The organism is Streptomyces sp. NPDC004327 (genome assembly GCF_042873935.1).
Lineage (GTDB): Bacteria > Actinomycetota > Actinomycetes > Streptomycetales > Streptomycetaceae > Streptomyces.
Window position 1 is genome coordinate 209,904 of record NZ_JBIAME010000002.1, and the last position, 19,963, is coordinate 229,866.

The 19,963-nt window shown below is 71.8% G+C and carries 17 protein-coding genes; 5 read left to right on the forward strand and 12 right to left on the reverse strand.

The features are described from left to right. Positions 1-195: 195 nt before the first annotated feature. On the reverse strand, positions 196-675 hold the full coding sequence (locus ACFYU9_RS07035; RefSeq protein WP_389343344.1) for a hypothetical protein: 480 nt from the start codon (positions 673-675) through the stop codon (positions 196-198). Positions 676-1,016: 341 nt separating this feature from the next. Between ACFYU9_RS07035 and ACFYU9_RS07040 the strand changes: the two genes are divergently transcribed. Next, on the forward strand, positions 1,017-1,538 hold the full coding sequence (locus tag ACFYU9_RS07040; RefSeq protein ID WP_389206493.1) for a universal stress protein: 522 nt from the start codon (positions 1,017-1,019) through the stop codon (positions 1,536-1,538). Positions 1,539-1,689: 151 nt separating this feature from the next. Then, positions 1,690-2,253 carry a GPR1/FUN34/YaaH family transporter gene (locus ACFYU9_RS07045; protein ID WP_389206491.1) on the forward strand — a complete coding sequence of 188 codons (564 nt, stop codon included), beginning with the start codon at positions 1,690-1,692 and terminating at the stop codon, positions 2,251-2,253. Between the two features lie 127 nt (positions 2,254-2,380). On the opposite strand, the gene glmS is transcribed toward ACFYU9_RS07045, so the two are convergent. Both glmS and ACFYU9_RS07055 read right to left on the reverse strand, forming a co-directional pair. After that, entirely contained in the window at positions 2,381-4,198 is a 1,818-nt protein-coding gene (glmS, locus tag ACFYU9_RS07050) for a glutamine--fructose-6-phosphate transaminase (isomerizing) (RefSeq protein WP_389343347.1), read from the reverse strand. A gap of 60 nt (positions 4,199-4,258) precedes the next feature. Next, a complete protein-coding gene (locus ACFYU9_RS07055) occupies positions 4,259-4,534 on the reverse strand; it encodes a hypothetical protein (RefSeq protein ID WP_389206487.1) in 276 nt (91 codons plus the stop codon). A 193-nt stretch (positions 4,535-4,727) separates the two neighbouring features. Here ACFYU9_RS07055 and ACFYU9_RS07060 point away from each other — a divergent pair, with 193 nt between their 5' ends. Further along, the gene (locus ACFYU9_RS07060; RefSeq protein WP_389206485.1) at positions 4,728-5,678 is read left to right on the forward strand and encodes a hypothetical protein; all 951 of its coding nucleotides are present in this window, start codon (positions 4,728-4,730) and stop codon (positions 5,676-5,678) included. On the opposite strand, the gene ACFYU9_RS07065 is transcribed toward ACFYU9_RS07060, so the two are convergent. The 7 genes from ACFYU9_RS07065 to ACFYU9_RS07095 all read right to left on the reverse strand — a co-directional run bounded on the left by ACFYU9_RS07065 (position 5,671) and on the right by ACFYU9_RS07095 (position 13,615). Continuing rightward, complete coding sequence (locus ACFYU9_RS07065; RefSeq protein ID WP_389343350.1) at positions 5,671-6,321, reverse strand: hypothetical protein; 651 nt, start codon at positions 6,319-6,321, stop codon at positions 5,671-5,673. The two genes, ACFYU9_RS07060 and ACFYU9_RS07065, sit on opposite strands and share 8 nt — an antisense overlap. A gap of 131 nt (positions 6,322-6,452) precedes the next feature. Continuing rightward, positions 6,453-8,237 (reverse strand): IucA/IucC family protein, encoded by a 1,785-nt coding sequence (locus ACFYU9_RS07070; RefSeq protein ID WP_389343353.1) that lies wholly within the window; start codon positions 8,235-8,237, stop codon positions 6,453-6,455. Further along, positions 8,234-8,779: a GNAT family N-acetyltransferase gene (locus tag ACFYU9_RS07075; protein WP_389206479.1), complete on the reverse strand. Its 546-nt coding sequence runs from the start codon at positions 8,777-8,779 to the stop codon at positions 8,234-8,236. Before ACFYU9_RS07075 ends, ACFYU9_RS07070 begins: the two co-directional genes overlap by 4 nt. Then, entirely contained in the window at positions 8,776-10,059 is a 1,284-nt protein-coding gene (locus tag ACFYU9_RS07080) for a lysine N(6)-hydroxylase/L-ornithine N(5)-oxygenase family protein (RefSeq protein WP_389206477.1), read from the reverse strand. Before ACFYU9_RS07080 ends, ACFYU9_RS07075 begins: the two co-directional genes overlap by 4 nt. Next, positions 10,046-11,485: a pyridoxal phosphate-dependent decarboxylase family protein gene (locus ACFYU9_RS07085; RefSeq protein WP_389343356.1), complete on the reverse strand. Its 1,440-nt coding sequence runs from the start codon at positions 11,483-11,485 to the stop codon at positions 10,046-10,048. Before ACFYU9_RS07085 ends, ACFYU9_RS07080 begins: the two co-directional genes overlap by 14 nt. 154 nt (positions 11,486-11,639) lie before the next feature. Beyond that, complete coding sequence (locus ACFYU9_RS07090; RefSeq protein ID WP_389343359.1) at positions 11,640-12,560, reverse strand: siderophore-interacting protein; 921 nt, start codon at positions 12,558-12,560, stop codon at positions 11,640-11,642. Between the two features lie 5 nt (positions 12,561-12,565). Beyond that, positions 12,566-13,615 (reverse strand): ABC transporter substrate-binding protein, encoded by a 1,050-nt coding sequence (locus ACFYU9_RS07095; RefSeq protein ID WP_389343362.1) that lies wholly within the window; start codon positions 13,613-13,615, stop codon positions 12,566-12,568. A 310-nt stretch (positions 13,616-13,925) separates the two neighbouring features. On the opposite strand from ACFYU9_RS07095, the gene ACFYU9_RS07100 reads away from it, so the two are divergent. Continuing rightward, positions 13,926-14,252, forward strand: a complete 327-nt coding sequence (locus ACFYU9_RS07100) for a hypothetical protein (protein ID WP_389206469.1) — start codon at positions 13,926-13,928, stop codon at positions 14,250-14,252. 19 nt (positions 14,253-14,271) lie between these two features. Here the strand turns inward: ACFYU9_RS07100 and ACFYU9_RS07105 are convergent, their stop codons facing one another. After that, a complete protein-coding gene (locus tag ACFYU9_RS07105) occupies positions 14,272-15,891 on the reverse strand; it encodes an MDR family MFS transporter (protein WP_389343365.1) in 1,620 nt (539 codons plus the stop codon). Positions 15,892-16,171: 280 nt separating this feature from the next. Between ACFYU9_RS07105 and ACFYU9_RS07110 the strand changes: the two genes are divergently transcribed. Continuing rightward, positions 16,172-17,920, forward strand: coding sequence for a BTAD domain-containing putative transcriptional regulator (locus ACFYU9_RS07110; protein WP_389206465.1), 1,749 nt, complete (start codon positions 16,172-16,174; stop codon positions 17,918-17,920). A 71-nt stretch (positions 17,921-17,991) separates the two neighbouring features. On the opposite strand, the gene asnB is transcribed toward ACFYU9_RS07110, so the two are convergent. Continuing rightward, on the reverse strand, positions 17,992-19,875 hold the full coding sequence (gene asnB / locus ACFYU9_RS07115; protein ID WP_389343368.1) for an asparagine synthase (glutamine-hydrolyzing): 1,884 nt from the start codon (positions 19,873-19,875) through the stop codon (positions 17,992-17,994). Positions 19,876-19,963 lie beyond the last annotated feature (88 nt).

Sequence of the window (19,963 nt, forward strand, 5' to 3'; positions counted from 1 at the left end):
CGGTATCCATGATCGAATCTACTGCGTCCCGCGTCGCCGGCGTGACAACTTCTCCTTCCGGCACATTGTCGACATGGCAACTTGGCGCGAAGCGTTCGATCGCCGAGGGCGGCCGAGGGCGGTCATGCCTGGCCCTATGCGGGTTGAGCGTACTTCGGCCAAGGCTCGGATGATCCCTGGAAGTTGGCTGAAAACCTACGGGATCGGCTGTACGAGCATGTCAACTCCGCGAGTGGTCCCGCCCTCCCGTAGGTCCCGCGCCGCCTCCGGCAGCGGTGTCCGGGGCTGTTCCCCCGCCGCCTCCGGCGCTTGCTCCTCCGACCGCTCGGCCCGCAGTCCGCGTTCCGCCCGGCGCAGCAGCACCCGGCACGCGGCCGTCACGGCGGCGAGCCCGAACGCGGTGCCGGCCGCCCCGCCCAGGCTCGTCCCGTAGACCACGAGCACCACCGGGACCAGCACGCAGCAGAAGACCCCCCACCGCACGACGTCGTTCGCCGCCTCGGCCCCGGGACCGCCCGCGGGGCCGCCCGGACGGGGCGTGCGGGGCGGTTCGGGCGCCCCGCGGCGTGCGCCGGGGCCCGCGGGTGCGCGCAGGGCGGTGACCGTCTCGGCGGAGTGGAAGGAGTGGACGGTGTTGACGTCGGTGCGGGTGTCGGCGGGTGACGGTGCGGGCACGGGCGGGCTCCCTGCGACGGTGGCGTTGACCTGTGGGAACGAGGAACGGAACGTTCCGGTCACTGCGGGGCGCGTCCGTTTGGCCCCCGTACGGACACCTGTAGGGCACATCCGGCATTGCGCTCGGCGCGGGGCTCGTGCATTCTCCTGGGACGCCGTGCGGAACACCGCGAGGCAGCCGCGGCGGCGGCTCTGGGCACGGGAGGAGTGTCGCCGTACCCTTGGGGGTATGGGCTTGGGAAGATGATTCCCGGACACAGCTCCGCAGCCGACAGCCAACCGTCGTTCCGCTCCCTGTCCTTTCCGTCCCTCCCGTCAGGACCCTCTTCGCCGAGACACCGATGGCCGGTCACGAATTCCCCGAACCCGCGGACCGCAAGCGCGTCGCCGACTCCACGGTCGACCCCCTCGCGGTGGAACAGCCACGTCACGCCTGCGACCCGGCCTTCCGGCACGGTGTCGTCGTCGGCTTCGACGGATCCACGTCCAGTGAGCGCGCCCTCGCCTATGCCATCGGCATGGCCCGCCGCTCCGGATCCGGCCTGATCATCGTGCATGTCGCCAACCGGCTGCCCACCACCGTGTGGGCCGGCTGCGAGCCGCCGGTCTTCGTCGACGTGCCGGACCACCGCACCGAGGTCCTGGGCCTGGAGCTGGCCTGCGCGGACCACCTGTCCGAGGTGCCGTGGATCCTCGTCGAGCGCGGTGGCGACATCTGCCACGAGCTGGAGGAGGTCGGCCGGGAGTACGCGGCCGACGCGATCGTGGTCGGCGGGACGCACGGCATCGTCGGCCGGATCTTCGGCTCGGTGGCCGGCCGGCTCGCCCGCCGCGCGAAGCGCCCCGTGATCGTGATCCCGTAACCCGGGTCCCGGCTCCCTCTCCCTCAACTCCCTTGTTCCGGCCATAATTTCGGCCTTCCTCAGGTGAATTGTGCGCTTGTGAAGGGTACATAAAGAGCACCGGAACAAAGCAGTCCAAGCAGTACCACTGCACTCCTGAAGGGAGCCCGCCGTGTCCAATGAAGCCGCCGCGGGAAACACCACCTCCACCCTCGGAAACCTCGCACTCGGTCTGACCCTGCTGGCCTTCGGCATCGGCTCCACCGGCGTGGTCGACCACGTCGGCGCTGCGGACGCCGGCGGGCTGGCCACCTGGGTCGGCGGTGTCGCGCTCTTCCTCGTCGGCCTGTTGGCCCTGCGCGCCGGCAACACCGGTGAGGGCACGGCCTTTTCGGCCCTCGGCGCCTTCTGGTTCACCTGGGGCACCGCCGTCGGCGCCCACGCCTCCGCCGAGGCCGCCGGACTCTTCCTGCTGCTGTGGGCGCTCCTGGCGCTCACCCTGACGGTGGCCGCGGGCGGCAGTGGCCTGTTCGGCCAGGGCGTGTACGGGCTGCTCTTCGTGGCCCTGCTGCTGCTCGGCATCGGCGCCTTCGCCGACAACGCGAGCCTCGGCAAGGCCGGCGGCTGGGTCGCCGCGGTCGCGGGCCTCGCGGCCTGGTACGGCGCCACGGCGGCGGTCGCCGGCTGGCCGACGTCGCTGGCGCGGGGCTCCCGCGGCGCGGCCGCGGCGAGCTGAACCGGCACAGCGGAAAAAGAGCGGTCCCCGTGCTCCTGGGAGGCACGGGGACCGCTCGTGTGTCCGGTCGACCACCGGGGGACAGGCCCGGTGGGCGGGACGCCGGGGGACAGGCCCGGCGGCCCGGCTACTCGACCGTGACGGACTTGGCCAGGTTCCGCGGCTTGTCGATGTCGCGGCCCATGGCGAGCGCGGTGTGGTACGCGAGGAGCTGGAGCGGGATGCCCATCAGGATCGGGTCCAGCTCGTCCTCGTTCTTCGGCACCACGATGGTGTGGTCGGCCTTCTCCTGCACCTGGTGCGCGACCGCGAGGATCGGGCCGCTGCGGGCCTTGATCTCCTCGAGCGCGGCGCGGTTCTTCTCCAGCAGGTCGTCGTCGGGGACGATCGCGACCGTCGGCAGGGCCGGCTCGATGAGGGCGAGCGGGCCGTGCTTCAGCTCGGAGGCCGGGTACGCCTCGGCGTGGATGTAGGAGATCTCCTTCAGCTTGAGGGAGGCCTCCAGGGCGACCGGGTAGCCCCGGACGCGGCCGATGAACATCATCGACTGGGCGCCCGCGTACTCCTTCGCCAGCTTCTTGATGTCGTCCTCGGTCTTGAGGATCTCCTCGATCTGGCCGGGCAGCTTGCGCAGGCCCTCGATGATCCGCTTGCCGTCGGTGACGGACAGGTCGCGGATCCGGCCGAGGTGCAGCGCGAGGAGCGCGAACGCGACGACGGTGTTGGTGAAGCACTTGGTGGAGACGACGCAGACCTCGGGGCCGGCGTGCACGTAGACGCCGCCGTCCGCCTCGCGGGCGATCGCCGAGCCGACGACGTTGACGACGCCGAGGACCCGCGCGCCCTTGCGCTTGAGCTCCTGGACGGCGGCGAGCACGTCGTAGGTCTCGCCGGACTGGGAGACCGCGATGTAGAGGGTGTCGGGGTCGACGACCGGGTTGCGGTAGCGGAACTCGGAGGCCGGCTCGGCGTCGGCCGGGATGCGGGCCATGCCCTCGATGAGGGAGGCGCCGATGAGACCGGCGTGGTACGAGGTGCCGCAGCCGAGGATCTTGATCCGGCGGATGGAGCGGGCCTCGCGGGCGTCCAGGTTCAGGCCGCCGAGGTGCACGGTGGAGAAGCGGTCGTCGATCCGGCCGCGCAGCACGCGGTCGACCGCGTCGGGCTGCTCGGAGATCTCCTTGTGCATGTACGTGTCGTGGCCGCCCATGTCGTAGGAGGCGGCCTCCCACTCCACGGTCTCGGGCGTGGCGTTGGTGGACGCGCCGGAGGTGGTGTACGTGCGGAAGTCGTCGGCCTTCAGGGTGGCCATCTCGCCGTCGTCGAGGGTGACGACCTGGCGGGTGTGGGCGACCAGGGCGGCGACGTCGGAGGCGACGAACATCTCCTTCTCGCCGATGCCGAGGACGACCGGGGAGCCGTTGCGGGCCACCACGATGCGGTCGTTGAAGTCGGCGTGCATGACGGCGATGCCGTACGTGCCCTCGATGTGCTTGAGCGCCTCGCGGACCTTCTCCTCCAGGGAGTCGGCCTGGGAGCGGGCGATCAGGTGGGTGATCACCTCGGTGTCGGTCTCGGACGCGAAGACGACGCCTTCGGCCTCCAGCTTGACGCGCAGCTCGGCCGCGTTGTCGACGATGCCGTTGTGGACGACGGCGACCTTGTTCTCGGGGTCGAGGTGCGGGTGGGCGTTGACGTCGCTCGGGGCGCCGTGGGTGGCCCAGCGGGTGTGCGCGATGCCGGTCGTGCCCGCGAAGCGCTTGGGGACGCGGGCCTCCAGGTCGCGGACCCGGCCCTTGGCCTTCACCATCTTCAGGCCGGCGGCCTTGGGGCTGGTGACGACGATGCCGGCGGAGTCGTAACCCCGGTACTCCAGCCGCTGCAGTCCTTCGAGCAGCAGGGGAGCGACGTCGCGCTTGCCGATGTAACCGACGATTCCGCACATAAAGGTGGTACCCCTCCGAAGTCTGTTGGGTGTGCTCTGGCGTGGACGGCCGGGTGGAGATCAGCCGTAGACGATGCGGCGCAGCTGGCGGAGCGAGAGCTCCGGTGGTGCCACGGCGCGGTGCGGCAGCTCGGCCGCGATCCGTTCGAAGATCTCGGCGTTCACCGCGCCGCCGGACTGCAGCTCGCGGTGGCGGCGCCGGACGAACTCCTCTGCCGACTCGTCGAAGTACGCCAGCACGTCGAGCACCACCCGGGCCGCCTCGCCGCGCTGGAGCGCGGTGCTGCGCACCAGGTGGTCGATGAGGTCGTCGTGCGACGGTCGGCGTTCGAGCACCCGTGAATCTTGCGGGGTCCTCGGGGGGCAATGCAAGAATCCTGCCCGTTTTCGGGCAGAAGAGAGCACGATCACGCGTCCGAACGGCCCAATTGGTCTACACCTGGGCCGCGGGGAGGCCCTCCGGGGGACGCCCTCAGCCGGGTGGCGTCCTCTGCGTGCGGGGCCGGGCGCCGGCGCGGAGACTGGCGGCATGCACGTGCCGCGAGGGGCTTCGTCCGCGCAGGCGCCCGCGCCACCGCCCGCGCCCCGGCCTTCGAAGGTGTCGTTCATCGACAAGGCGGCGTACGTGGTGGCGCCGGGGACCGCCGTCATCGGGCTGCTGTACTACTTCGGCAGCGTGTACACCGACGCCTACTACGCGGCCTACGGCGTGCCGCCGGCCGACCTCCAGCTCTCCGTCCAGGCGTACCTGGCCAAGAGTCCGAACGCGGTCTTCGGCCCGGTGTGGTTCCTGCTGGTCTGCGGACTGGTCGTGCTGCTCGTGCTGGGCCGGGTCGGTCATGTGCTCGCCCGGCCGGGGAACGAGCACCGGCGCCGCGTGGCGTGCTGGTGGTTCCTCTCCGCCGGTCTGCTCATGACGATGCTGGGATTTCCGGTCTTCTTCGGGCTGCGGGTCCCCGTCCCCCTCCCGGCGGGCTGGTGGGGCACCCGGTTCGTCCCGAGCCTGCTGGTGGCCCTGGGCGCCACGCTGGCGTTCTTCGCCGTGCAGCAGCGTCTGCAGTGGAGCGCGGACCACGCGGGCCGGCGCGAGGAGGGCGCCAACCGGATGTGGGTCGCCGGCGGCACCCTGCTGATCGGGCTGCTGGCCATGAGCCTGTTCTTCGGCCTGTCCCGGTACGTGGTGGACGCCGGGCGGTCCGACGCCTGGGCGGCGATGAGGGGCGGGAACCGGGCGAGCCTGCCGGTGGTGGTCTACTCGCGCATCCCGCTCATGCACGAGGCGAAGGGCATCGGTTACCGGGACGTCGGTACGGCCAGGGGGCCGTACCGGCACCGCTACACCGGCTTCCTCCTGCTCGCGAAGTCGCCGTCCCGCTACTACCTGGTCTCCTACCGCGCGACGTACGAGGACCATGTGACGGTCGTGCTGCCCGACGACGACACGGTGCGAGTGGCGCTGACGTCGGCGGACGTCAGCTGAGGTCGGGCTCCGGCTCCTGCGACGAGGGCTCGGGCGTCTCGGTGGAGGGGGTCGGCTCCGGAGTGTCGGTGCCGGTGTCGGAGGGGGGCGTGGGCTCGGGCGTCCCGGTCTCGGTGGACGTGTCGCTCACCGCCTCCCCGGAGAACGGCACGCTGACCGTCTCGCCCTGCGAGGTCTGGTAGCTCAGGGTGCCGGAGTAGGACCCCTCCTGGTACGGCGTGAACTGGAAGTCGAGCGCGCACTCCTCGCCGGGTGCCAGCGTGCCGGTGCAGCTGCCGAGGTCCGCGGCACCGTCCCCCATGTCGGGGTTGTCGGTGGTGGTCTCGGGAGCCACGATGTTCATGGGCTCGTGGGAGGCGTTGTGCACCGCCACCTTCCCGCCGGTCGGCTTGCCCACCTTGCTCGTCGGCACGGTGATCGCGGCGGACTTGCCGCCTCCCGTCTTCCCCGGGAACGTCGCCCCCAGCGTGCTGTCCGGCTGCGGCGTGCCGTCCGGCTCCGGGTTCGCCGTCGAGGTGTCCGCGGCCTCCGGGGTGTCGGTGCTCCCGCCGCCCTCGTCACCGCCGCCTCCGCAGGCGGCCGTCGCGGCGAGGGCCATGACCAGTGCCGTTCCGGCGAGACCGCGGGCGATTCGAGTCATCACGCGGCCAAGCTTCCACAGCCACGGTGCGTAGTCGACGATCGCCGCCCGGTGACACAGGGTGATCGCCTGAACGGAGGGGGGACGCGGGCCCCGGTGGAGGACCGTACTCCGCCGGGGCCCGCGCGCCCGGTCTAGGCGTACCGCGCGATCGGGTTCACCAGGTCGCCGACCAGCTGGAGCGCCGCCGACGGGTCCGCCAGGTCGACCATCTGGCGGTTGTTGCGCAGCTGGAGGCGGTTCAGCGCGGAGAGGGCGAAGGTCTCCGTGAACATGTCGTACCGCGCGAAGCGGTCGGCCAGCTCCGGGTGGGCGTCCTGGTAGCCCTTCACGCACACGGCGACGGTGTGCCAGAAGTCGTCCTCGCCCACCACGCCCTCGGCGGCGAGCGTGGCGCCGAGGAAGCGGAAGAAGCAGTCGAAGACGTCGGTGAAGACGGACAGCAGCTTCATGTCCTCGGGGACCTCGGCGCGGATCCGCTCCACGGCGGGCGGCAGGACCGCGTCCGGGTCCATGACGCATATCTCCTCGGCGATGTCCTTGAAGACCGCCCGGGAGACGGCGCCGCGCTCGTCGAGGACGAGGATCACGTTCTCGCCGTGCGGCATGTACACCAGGTCGTACGCGTAGAAGCTGTGCAGCACCGGGAGGAGGTAGGCGTCCAGGTAGCGGCGCAGCCACTCCGTCGGCGCCAGGCCCGACTCCTTGATCAGGGCGCCCGCGAAGGACGCGCCCGCGTGGTCGGTGTGCAGCAGCGAGGCCATGGTCGCGAGCCGCTCGCCCTCGGCGAGGGACGGGACGGGGGACTCGCGCCAGAGCGCGGCGAGCATCTTGCGGTACGGGGAGTAGCGGTCGGTGGCGGCCTCGTACTCCAGGTGCCGGTAGCCGACGGCCGCGCGCTCGCGGATGATCGAGAACCGGGCCGCCTTCAGGACCGGGTCCGCCGCGATCAGACCGGCCAGCCAGTCGTTGATCGCGGGCGTGGCCTCCATGTAGGCGGCGGACAGGCCGCGCATGAAGCCCATGTTGAGGACGGACAGGGCCGTCTTCACGTAGTGCTTGGCCGGGTCGGCGGTGTTGAAGAAGGTACGGATGGACTGCTGGGCCAGGTACGCGTCCTTGCCCTCGCCCAGGTACACCAGCCGCTCCTGGGCGACCTCGGCGGCGAAGGTGACGGACAGCTTGTTCCACCACTGCCAGGGGTGCACCGGGATCAGCAGGTAGTCGGCGAGGTCCAGGCCGCGGGCGGCGAGCGTGGCGGCGAAGCCGTCGACGGCCGCGTCGCCGAGCTCGGCGCGCACGAAGCTCTCGTAGTCGATGCCGGCGCCGGCCGTGAAGGTGGCGCGGTCGCGGTGCGCGGCCAGCCACACCAGGTGGACCGGGGCGGCCGCCTCGGGGGCGTAGGCGCGGTACTCGTCGACGCCGAAGCCGAGCCGCCCGTTGTTGGCGACGAAGCAGGGGTGGCCCTCGGTCATCCCGGTCTCGATGGCCTGGAAGCCGGCCCGGGCCAGCTCCGCGGCCGGCACCCGCGGCTTCGTCGCCTTGAAGGCCGTACCGGCCAGGGTGGAGGAGATCTCCTCCAGGTACACCGGCAGGACCTCGTCGCCGAGGCCGAGCGAGCCGCGCAGCTCGGTGACGAACTGGAGCGCGTCGAGCGGGAGCTGCTCGCTGCCGCGGTGGCGGCTGATCGACTCGGGGTAGACCTGCCAGTGGTCGAGGGCGAAGCGGTCGGCGGTGAAGCGGTACTCGGTGCGGCCGTCGTCGCTGAGCACCGCGTACCGGCTGTCGCCCAGCTCCTGCGGGTCGAGCAGCCGCTCGTGGACGAACTCGGCGAGGGCCTTGCGGATCAGGGCGCGGTTGGCGTCGGCCCAGCGGGCCGGGGTGAGGTGGGCCACGGGGTCCACGGTGGTGGGGTTCATGCGGAGACCTCCATGGCGGCCTCGAACCGGGCGCGGGTGCAGAAGCTCAGCAGCGCCGTCTTCTCCGGCTTCTCGATCTCGCGCTCGGGCACGAAGCCGACGGCCGCGTTGAGCGCGTGCACGGCCGTGTTGCGGACGTCCGGCTCGACGACCACGCGGGCGGTCGCCGGGTCGGCGAACAGCTCGCGCATCACGGCGGTGATCACCAGGCGGGTGAAGCCGTGCACGGGGGTGTCGGTGGGCGCGACGAGGAAGTGCATGCCGACGTCGCCGGGCTCCGGCTCGTACAGGCCGACCAGCTCGGCCTTCGCCGGGTCGTACCGCTCCATGAGGAAAGCGGGCTCGCCGTCCACGCTGCCGAGGAAGGCGTCGTGGTGCGGGTTCGCGGCGATCGCCATGTACTCGCGCTCGACGTCGTGGAGCCTGTGCCCCTGCATCATCCAGAACGCGGCCTTGGGGTGGGTGACCCAGGGGTGGATCAGCTCGGCGTCCCCGAGGGGGTCGAGCGGGCGTATGCGGATCGTGGTGCTGCCGGTGCTCATGCCGCGAACTCCTGGAAGGCGATGGTCTTCTCGACGGGGTAGTACTCGGTGCCCAGCATCTCGCCGATGATGTAGGCGTTGCGGTACGGCCCCATGCCCAGGTCGGGCGAGGTGATCGAGTGGGTGTGCACGCCGGCGTTCTGCAGGAAGACCCCGCGGCCGGTGACGTCGACGGAGTAGTTGCGGGCCACGTCGAAGCGGCCCCGCGAGTCCCGTCGGAACCGGTCGCGGACGGGCTCCAGGAAGGCGGGGACGGAGTACTTGTAGCCGGTGGCGAGGATCAGGCCCTCGGTCTCCAGGGTGAAGTCCTTCTCCTGCTCCTCCTGGCGGAAGCCGAGCGTGTACGTGCCGGTGGCCTCGTCGTACGCGGCCGAGTGCAGCGCGGAGTTGGTGAGCAGCCGGGTCGGTGCCGGGCCGGCCAGGTTCTTCTCGTAGAGCAGGTCGAAGATGGCGTCGATGAGGTCGCCGTTGATGCCCTTGAAGAGGCCCTTCTGCTCGGTCTCCAGGCGGTAGCGGGTCCGCTCGGGCAGCGCGCGGAAGTAGTCGATGTAGTCCGGAGAGGTCATCTCCAGGGTGAGCTTGGTGTATTCGAGCGGGAAGAAGCGCGGCGAGCGGGTCACCCAGTTGAGCCGGTAGCCGTGGGTGTCGATCTCGCCGAGGAGGTCGTAGTAGATCTCGGCGGCGCTCTGGCCGCTGCCCACCAGGGTGATCGACTTCTTCTTCAGCAGCGCCTCGCGGTTCGGGACGTAGGCCGAGTTGTGGAGGAGGTCGCCGCCGAGGTCCCGGCAGGTGTCGGGGACGTACGGCGGGGTGCCGGTGCCGAGGACGAGCCGGCGGGCGCGGAAGGTCTCGCCGCGCTCGGTGGCCACCGTGTACAGCTCGTCGCCCTCGTCGTACGCGACCGAGGTGACGGTGGTCGAGAAGCGGATCGAGGAGAGCTTGCCGGCGGCCCAGCGGCAGTAGTCGTTGTACTCGGTGCGCAGCGGATAGAAGTTCTCGCGGATGTAGAACGAGTACAGCCGGCCCTTCTCCTTCAGGTAGTTGAGGAAGGAGTACGGGGAGGTCGGGTCGGCGAGGGTGACCAGGTCCGACATGAACGGCGTCTGGAGGTGGGCGCCGGACAGGAACATGCCGGAGTGCCACTCGAAGTCCGGCTTGGACTCCAGGAAGAGTCCGGTCAGCTCGGTGATCGGCTCGGTCAGGCAGGCGAGGCCGAGGTTGAAGGGACCGAGCCCGATGCCGATGAAGTCGTACGTGCCGGGCGTCTCAGGCGTGGACAAGGTTCTCTCCCAGGTACTGCTCGGCGTGGCCGGCGATCAGGTCAAGGACGGCGGCGATGTCGGACACCGTCGTCTCGGGGTTGAGCAGGGTGAACTTCAGGTACTGGCGGCCGTCGACCTTGGTGCCGGCGACCACCGCCTCGCCGGAGGCGAACAGGGCCTTGCGGGCGTAGAGGTTGGCGCGGTCGATGTCGGCCGGCGAGGTGACGTGCTCGGGGACGTAGCGGTAGACGAGCGTCGACAGCCGGGGCTCCACCACGACGTCGTAGCGCGGGTCGGCGGCGAGCAGCTCGAAGCCGGCCCGGGCCAGGTCGCAGACCTCGTCGAAGAGCCCGCCGATGCCGTCGGCGCCCATGACGCGCAGGGTCAGCCACAGCTTGAGCGCGTCGAAACGGCGGGTGGTCTGCAGGGACTTGTCCACCTGGTTGGGGATGTGCTCGGCGAGCGTCCGGCGCGGGTTCAGGTAGTCGGCGTGGTACGTGGCGTGCCGCAGCGTCGCGCCGTCGCGGACCAGGAGCGCGGACGAACTCACCGGCTGGAAGAAGGACTTGTGGTAGTCGACGGTGACCGAGTCGGCCCGCTCGATGCCGTCCAGGAGGTGTCGGCGGTTGGGCGAGACGAGCAGTCCGCAGCCGTAGGCCGCGTCCACGTGCATCCAGGCGCCGTACTCCTCGGCGAGGGCGGCGATCTCCGGCAGCGGATCGATCGAGCCGAAGTCGGTGGTGCCGGCGGTGGCGACGATCGCCATCGGGATCAGGCCCTCGGCGCGGCAGGCGGCCAGCTCGGCGGCGAGCACCACGGACTGCATCCGGCGCTCGCGGTCGACCGGGACCGGCACGACGGCGTCGCGGCCGAGGCCGAGCAGCCCGGCCGACTTCACGACGCTGAAGTGGCTGCACTCGGAGGCGAAGATCCGCAGCCTGGAGAGGTCGGCGGTGCCCGCCTCCTCGCGGGCGAGCAGCAGCGCCTGGAGGTTGGACTGGCTGCCGCCGCTGGTGAACACGCCGTCGGCGAGCGGGCCGAGGCCGATCCGGCCGGCCGTCCAGTCGATCAGCCGGCGCTCGATCAGGGTGCCGCCGGCGCTCTGGTCCCAGGTGTCGAGGGAGGAGTTGACGGCGGAGAGCACGGCCTCGCCGAGGACGGCGGGGATGACCACCGGGCAGTTGAGGTGCGCGAGGTAGCGCGGGTGGTGGAAGTAGACCGCGTCGCGGAGGTAGACGTCCTCCAGCTCGTCGAGGGCGGCGGCGGTGTCGCCGAGCGGCCGGTCGAGGTCGACGGAGTCGACGACGCGGGCGAGTTCGGCGGGCGTGACGCCGGTGAACGGCCCGCGCGTCGTGGCGAGTTTCCTCGCCACCCGCTCGACTCCGTCGGTGACGGTGCGTCGGTAGACGTCCGCCGTCGTGTCGTTGAGCAGGTGGGAGCGCATGCGGGTGCCCTTCCGGGTGTGGGGGACGCGGCCGGTCGAGGTGATCGAAAGTAAGGTTAGCCTAACCTAACTCTGGATATGCGACAACGGCCCCTCAACCCGGACGGGTCGAGGGGCCGTTGGCCCTGTGGGGGGTATAGGGGAGTGGCGGGTCCTACGCCTCCTGCCGCGCCTCTGCCCGCGTCCCTTCTCGCGCCTCTTCCCGCGCCTCTTCCTGCGTCTCGTCCGGGACCTCGCGCAGGGCGTCCTCGGACAGGCCCTTGCGCCAGTAGCCGACGAACGTCACCCGCCGCCGGTCCAGGCCGCGTTCGCGCACGAAGTACCGGCGCAGCGCCTTCACCGCGCCCGACTCGCCCGCGATCCAGACGTACGGATCGGCGCCGGGCAGTCCGGCGGCCGCGATCGCCTCGACGGCGGACGGCGCGCCCTCCTCCCGTACGAGCCAGGTGACCGTCGCGTCGGCCTCGGTCGCGAGCTCCATCCGGTCGCCGGAGCAGGGGACTTCGAGGTAGACGTGGGCGCGGGTCTCGGCCGGCAGCCACTCCAGGATCGCGGAGGCGGCCGGCAGGGCCGTCTCGTCGCCCCAGACGAGGACGGAGTCGGCGTCGTCCGGCAGCCGGAAGCGCACGCCGGTGTTGTCGGCCACGGCCGGCCCGAGCACGACCACCCGGTCGCCGGCCTCGGCGCGCTGCGCCCAGCGGCAGGCGGGGCCGCCGTCCTCGTGCAGCGCGAAGTCGATGTCGACCTCGGTACGGCCGTCGGGCGCGGTGCGCTGTTCCCGGACGGTGTACGAGCGCATCACCGCGCGTTCCTCGTGCGGCATCGCCCGGTAGGCGCCCAGGACCGCGTGCATGTCCCTGTCGTCGAGCGGCGGCAGGGCGGGCGCGTCCTGGCCCGGGTGCGGCAGGAAGAGCGAGAGCGACTGGTCGCGGCCGCCGGCGGCGAAGTCCTTCAGATCGTCGCCGACGATGTCGTCGCCGGTGAAGGTGACGCGGACGAGCGACGGGCCGAGCCGCCGCGTCCGGTCGACCTGGAGGGAGAAGAACTGGAACGGGGCGGTCTCGGCGTTCGTCATGCGGGTCAGGCCACCTTCTTGGCGTTCTCGAGGGCCTCGGCCAGGTCCTCCAGGAGCGGGGCGCACTTGGCGTAGGAGTAGACGGGCTCGGTGACGCGCGGGAAGACCTGGCCGGCCTTGACGGCGGGCAGCGCGGCCCAGGTCGGCTTGGCCTTCAGGGCGTCGGGCTGCAGGGCGGAGGTGCGGTTGTCGAGCAGGATGACGTCGGCCTCGTACTTGTCGACGACCTCCCAGCTGAGCAGTTCGAACCAGCCGGTCGGGTCCAGCTTGTCCGGGACGATCAGGTCGACGCCCAGCTCCTGGAAGAAGAGGGTGTCGGTCGGGCGGGCCGGGGCGGAGACGTAGAAGGTGTCCGGGGTGCCGGAGCCGATGAGCACCTTGATGCCCTTCTTCGCCTTGGCGGCCTTGCGGACCCGCTCGGCGGCGGCCTCGAAGCGGGCCTTGTCCGCCTTGATCCGCGCGCTGTTCACGTCGGCGCCGAGCGAGGCGGCGAGGTCGGCGTGGCGCTGGAGCACGGCGGGCATCGACCTGCCGGCGGCCCACAGGGCGACGCTGGGCGCGATCTTGAGGATCTTGGCCTTCTGCTCCTCCGGGACGTACCAGAGCGCGTCCTTCTCCCACATGTCCGTGACGAGGACCTCGGGCTGGAGCTTCAGGTACTCCTCGATCTTGAACTCGCCCCAGACGTTGCCGATGACGGTGACCTTCGAGACGTCCAGGTCACCGGCCTGCACGTCCGGCTTCACCGCGCCGGTCTTCGGGTCCTTGACCGTGGTCGGGCCGAAGACGCCCTTGACCTCGACGCCGAAGTCCTTGAGGGCGGCGGCCGTTCCGGTGAAGGCCACGATGTTCTTCGGGACGGAGGCGAGCTTCACCGTCTGGCCGCGGTCGTCCTTGAACTCCCACGCGCCGGACTTGCCGGAGGCGTTCGAGGCGCCGGAGCCCTTCTCGCCGTTGCCGCCGCAGGCGACGAGCGCGGCGCCGAGCCCGAGGGCGCCGCCCGCGGCGAGCAGTCCGCGGCGGGTGAGGGAGGTGGCTCGGGCGTTGCTGGGCATGGCTGTTCCGCTCTCGTACGTGCCGGTGGCCGGCCTGGTCGAAGACGAAGGTAGGTTAGCCTAACCTCACAACGGCTTGTCCAGGGGAGGGTGCGGCGCCGGAGCGGAACGACGGGGGTGTGGTGGGGGAGCGCCGCGCGACACGGGGGATGAAGAAGCGCGGCGCTCCGCCCACCTGAGGGGCGCGCAGGCCGTGGCGCGCCCACCCTCACAGACTGGCGCGGGCGGCTCGAATTTCGCTCCAGCCGCCTTCGAGGACGGTTGCCTAGCTTCGCAGCCCGGACGGACACGGACGGCGAAGGGAGACCTCGTGGGGCAGCGGTCCAGGAAGTGGCTACGGCGGCTGTGGCGCGACACGCAGCTGGGACTGACCGCGCTGGGGCAGGGCTTCGGGCTCTTCACGGTGCCCGAGTGCTACGGGTACCTGCCGGTGTACGGGGGCGGCGCGCCGGACCCGTGCGTGACGCCGGGCCCGCAGCCCCGTCATCCCGAGCGGCTGGCCGAGCCGGGCGGGCCCGCCATGACGGCCCAGGAGGCCGCGCTGTGGGCGCAGTTGGCGGACGTGTGGGCGGACGCGGACCCGGCGTTCGGGGCGTTGCCGCCACGACTGCCGGGGCCGCGTCCGCGTCCTGAGTGAGCGACGGGCGCCGCGCCCCTCAGGCCGGCGCCTCCGTCTTCACGCCCGGTCCTCCGGGTCCGCCCGGTCCGCCGGGGCCTCCCGGGCCGCCGGGTCCGCCCGGGCCCCGCGCCTCCAGCTTCGTGTCCTTCATCATCAGCGCCAGGACCAGGCCGACGAGCAGGATCGGCACCGCCGAGAGGAAGACCGTGCTCAGGGCGTCGCCGTAGGTCTGCGCGACGGCGGCGACGGTCTCGGGCGGGAAGTCGGCCGCCTTCGCCGGGTCCCAGGTGCCGTCGGTGACGCGCTGGGCGGTGTCGGCGGGGAGCTGCTTGGCGGCCTCGGTGGCGAGGCGCGCGTTGAGGATGGAGCCGAAGACCGTGGCGCCGAAGGCGGTGCCGAGGTTGCGGCTCAGGCCGACCGTGGAGGTGGTGACGCCCATGTGCTCGCGGGGCGAGGTGCTCTGCGCGACCAGCGTCGTGACCTGCGAGGACAGGCCCACGCCCACGCCCATGACGGCGAGCAGCGCGGCGACGGTGGCGGAGCCGGTGTGCGCGGGGTCGAGCGAGAGCAGCGCCGCGGCCGCCGCGGCGAGCGCGGTGCTGGCCACCGGGAACCACTTGTAGCGGCCGGTCTTGGCGATGACCTGACCGGCCACCACGGTGGCGATCGCCATGCCGATCATCGCGGGCAGGAACAGCAGACCGGTCTGCGAGGCGCTGACCCCGTTGACCGTCTGCAGGAACAGCGGCACGAAGTTCACGCAGCCGAAGAAGGCGAAGCTCACGGCGAAGGCCACCGTCACGCAGATCGTGAAGGTGCGGTTGGCGAACAGGCCCAGCGGCACGATCGGTTCGGGTGCGGAGCGCTCCCGCACCACCCACGCCACCGCGAGCAGCACCGCCGCCACGCCGAGGCCGAGCACGACCGGATCGCCCCAGCCCCTGCGGCCGGCGAAGTCGGTCGCCAGGACCAGCGCGGCGATGAGCAGGGTGAGCAGCGCCGTGCCCGGGTAGTCGACGCGCGGCCGCGCGGACGCGCGCGAGCCTGCGGGGAGCAGCAGTCGGATTCCGGCCAGTGCGAGCAGGCCCAGCGGAATGTTCACGTAGAAGATCCAGCGCCAGCCGAGCTGGTCGGTCAGCACGCCGCCGACGAGCGGCCCGGCCAGGTTGGCGAGGACCATGACGCCGGCGAAGAAGCCCTGGTACTTGGCCCGCTGGCGGGGCGGCATGAGGTCGCCGAGCACGGAGAAGGCGCTCACCTGGAGCCCGCCGCCGCCGAGCCCCTGCAGGGCCCGGAAGACGATCAGCCAGCCCATCGAGGTCGCCGCGCCGCACGCGATCGAGCCGATCAGGAAGATGACGATCGCGGACAGATAGACCGTACGCCGCCCGAACAGATCACCGAGTTTGCCGTAGATCGGCATGGCCACGCTGAAGGTGAGCATGTACGCGGTGAACGTCCAGCTGTAGAGGTCGAGGGCGCCCAGTTCGGCGGTGAGCCGGGGGCCGGCGGTGGCGACGATCGACTGGTCGAGCATCGACATCGCGCTGGTCAGCAGCAGCGAGGCGAGGAGCAGGGGGAAGCGTGGCGGGAGGGCGGTTTCGGGTGGTGCGCCGGGGGCCCGCCCCTGGGGGCCGCCCGCGCTGGGTCCGGTCATCGTCGTTCCTCCAGAACGTCTCGGCGCATGTAGGTGTTCATCAATTACATGCTTTCCTCATATGAATGCCCTGTGTAGCGTAACCTCGAAACCGGGCTCCAGCGCGGGGGTTTTTTCCGGACGTTCCCTGGTGGGCGGCTCTTGTCGAGCGCAGCTCAAGCGGAAGCCAAGTGATAGTCAAGTGATTCGCCTCACGCTCACGAAGTGCATCAGGCCGTAAGAGATGCAAGCCACGGGAGGGGCAGTGCTGCAGATCGGTTTACTGGGAACCCTGCAAGTCATGCACGACGGCGTGAACGTCACGCCCTCCGCTCCAAAGGTCCGTCAGGTTCTCGCCTTGCTGGCGCTGCGGGCCAACAGCACCGTTCCACTGCACCAGCTCGTCGAAGAGCTCTGGGAGGAGCGGCCGCCGTCCAGCGCGGCCACCACGCTGCAGACGTACATCTACCAACTGCGCAAGCTGCCCGGCCTCAGCCTGGCGACCACCCCCGGCGGCTACCGGCTCTCGGTGCCCCAGGGCTCCCTGGACAGCATGCGCTTCGCCGAACTCGCCGAACTCGGGCGCAAGGCCATGGAGGAGGGGCAGGTCACCGAGGCCGCCGACCTGCTGCACCGGGCACTCGGCGTCTGGCGGGGGCCCGCGCTCAGTGACCTCACCCCCGGCCCCATCGTCGGCATCGACGCGCTGCGCCTCGCGGAACAGCGCTACGAGGTCCTGGAGGAGCGCATCGACGCGGACCTGCTGCTCGGCCGCCACCACCGGCTGATCAGCGAGCTCACCGCGCTCGCCGCGGACAACCCCACCCGCGAGGGGCTGCACGCCAAACTGATGGTCTCGCTCTACCGCGCGGGCCGCCGCCCGGACGCCCTGGAGGTCTTCCAGCGCATCCGCCGGGTGCTCATCCGGGAACTCGGCCTCGAACCCTGCTCGGAACTCCAGCGGCTGCACCAGCAGGTGCTCGCCGGGGACCGCGGGCTCGACCTGCCCACCGGGCGGGTCGTCGGGCATCCCCTGCCCACCGCCCAGACGCCGGTCAAACTCCCCGCCGACGTCCCGCTGATCGGCCGGGACGCCGAACTCGCCAAGGTCGGCCGGATGCTGCGGGAGCCGGCCGCGCAGGGGCCGAAGTGCGTGTGCGTGGCCGGCGCCCCCGGCGTGGGCACCACCTCCTTCACCGTCGCCCTCGCCCACCGGCTCGCCGACGCCTTCCCCGACGGACGGCTCTACGTGTCCTTCGGCGACCCGGCCGCGCCGCGCCCCGTCGAGGACGTCCTCGACGAACTCCTGGAGGCGGTCGGACACACCCGCGCCGGGCTGCCGGCCGGGCGCGCCGAGAAGGCCGCGCTGCTGCGCGCCTGGAGCGCCGGGCGCCGGGTGCTGCTCGTCGTCGACCACGTCGCCGCCGCGCACCAGCTCACCGACCTGCTCCCGGAGGACAGCGGCTCGGCCCTCCTGGTGGCCGGCTACCGCCGGCTGTGCGGCGGGCAGTTCGGTGCCCCGGTGGACCTGCTGCCCATCGGGCCCGAGCAGTCGCTGGAGCTCTTCCTCGGCGCGCTCGGCAGGGAACGGCTGCTCGGCGAGGGCTCCTCGCGCGCCATGCTCGACCTGTTCGGCGGCCTGCCCGGGCCGATGGCCGAGGCGGTCGGGCTGCTCGAACTGCGTCCGCACTGGTCGGTGCGGCAGCTCGTCGACTGGATGAGCCGTGACCGGCCGACCGCCCTCACCCACCAGCGGCCGCACCCCTTCCACCACGTACGGCGCCGCTGCGGCGGACTCGACCCGCGGGTCGGCGACGCGCTGGCCAAGCTGGCCGGCGAGGCCGACGAGGTGCTCACCGTGGAACAGGCGGCCCGCATACTCGGCCGCAACGCGGACGTCACCGAGGAACTCCTGGAGGAACTCGTCGAGTTCTTCCTCCTGGAGGTCGACCTGGTCCGCGACGGCTCCTCCGAGCGCTTCTTCCAGTACCGGATGCCGCCGCTGCTGCGCATGGCGCTGCGGACGGTCGCCGTCGGGGCGCTCGCCTGATCCACGCACCACCCGCCGCGCGGTGGGGGCGCCCTGACCGGGCGCCCCCGCCGCGCTTTTCGGGGTCTCGGTCACAGCTCCACGCTGTCGCCGTGCTCCACGAGCCAGGTGTTCACCTGGAGCGCCATCTCGATGTTCATCCGGTGCAGCCAGTCCTGCGCGTTCGCCTCGCCCTGCGGACCGACGACCGCGCGCGCCTTGTCCAGGTCGAGCAGGGCGCGCACCGGCGCCGCCGGATCGGCCAGCACCTCGGCGAACTCGGCGTGCAGCGCCTTGGTGTAGGTGGCGTCCTGGCTCACCGGGAACGGCGCCTTGGGCCGCTCCAGGACCTGCTCGGGCAGCAGGTCGGCCACGGCCGCCCGCAGCAGGCTCTTCTCCCGGCCGTCGAAGGTCTTCAGCTCCCACGGGATGTCGTACGCGTACTGGACGAGCCGGTGGTCGCAGAACGGCACCCGCACCTCCAGGCCGGAGATCATGCTCAGCCGGTCGTTGCGCTCGAGGAGCCGCGGCAGCCAGTGGGTCAGGTGCAGATGGCAGATCTCCCGGGCCCGGCGCTCCTCGGCCGACTCCCCGGGCAGCCGCGGGATGTCCGCCATGGCCTGGGCGTACCGCTCGGCGTAGTAGCCGGGCATGTCGAGCCGGGCGGCGAAGGCGGGGGAGAGCAGGCCCTGGCCGAGGCCGTCGCGGGTGCCGGGGTGCCACTGCTCGAACGCCACCCACGGGAACTGCGGCTCGTCGGCCAGGTCCGGGATGTGCACCCAGCTGTAGCCGCCGAAGATCTCGTCGGCGCTCTCCCCGGTCAGCGCGACCGTGGAGTGCCGGGCGACGCCGGCGAACGCCCGGAACGTGGAGGTGTCCATGTCGCCGAAGGGCGCGGGCACGTCCTGCGCGCGCAGCACGTCGCGGCGGGCCGCCGGGTCGATCAGGTCGGCCGTGGAGAGCTCGATCTCCAGGTGGTCGGCGCCGATGTGGTCGGCGACCGCGCGCGCGTACGGCGCGTCGGGCGCGCTGCGCACCAGGTCCGGCCGGAAGTCGTCGCTGTAGCCGCTGTAGGTGACGGTGGAGGTGCGGATCGGGTCGCCGCCGGCGGCCCGGCGGGCACGGGCGGCCAGCGCGGCGACGGCGCTGGAGTCGAGGCCGCCGGAGAGCAGCACGCTCAGCGGCACGTCGGAGACCAGCTCGCGGGCGACGCTGCGCTCCAACAGCTCGCGCACCGTCCGTACGGTGGTGTCGAGGTCGTCCTCGTGCGGGCGCGCCTCCAGGCGCCAGTAGCGGCGCAGCACGGTCCGGCCGTCGGTGCCGTACGTCAGGGTGTGGCCGGGCGGCAGGTCGCGGATGTCGCGGTAGACGCTCTCGCCGGGCGCGCGGGCCATGGAGAACAGCACCCGCAGGCCGTCGAGGTCGACGGCGGGCGTGACCGCCGGGTGGGCGAGCAGGGTCTTGGGCTCGGAGCCGAAGACCAGGCCGCGCGCCGTGGCCGCGTAGTACAGCGGCTTGATGCCGAAGCGGTCGCGGGCCAGGAACAGGACGCGGCGGCGCGGGTCCCAGACGGCGAGCGCGAACATGCCCTCCAGGCGCTCGACGCAGCGCTCGCCCCACTCCAGGTAGGCGTGCAGCACCACCTCGGTGTCGCTGCGGGTGGTGAACCGGTGGCCGAGGCCGGTCAGTTCGGTGCGCAGCTCGGGGAAGTTGTAGACCTCTCCGTTGTACGTGAGGACGACGGCGTGCGCCGGGTCGTCCGGGGCGCCGGCGGGTGCGGCGGCCATCGGCTGGACGCCGCCCGCCACGTCGATGACCGCCAGCCTGGTGTGGATCAGGGTGGCGGGCCCGGTATGCGTGACGCCCTGCCCGTCCGGGCCGCGGCAGGCCATGGTGTGCGCCATTGCCTCCGCGAGCCCGGGCTCCTCCGTGACCGGGCCGCCCTCGCGGCGGACCCAGCCTGCGATGCCGCACATGCGGTTCTCCTTCCGTGCTGCCGATTGCCCTGGGTGGCAAAGATCCCGGGGGACGCTCGAAACGGTGTGGAGCGGCGCTGGACCGGCG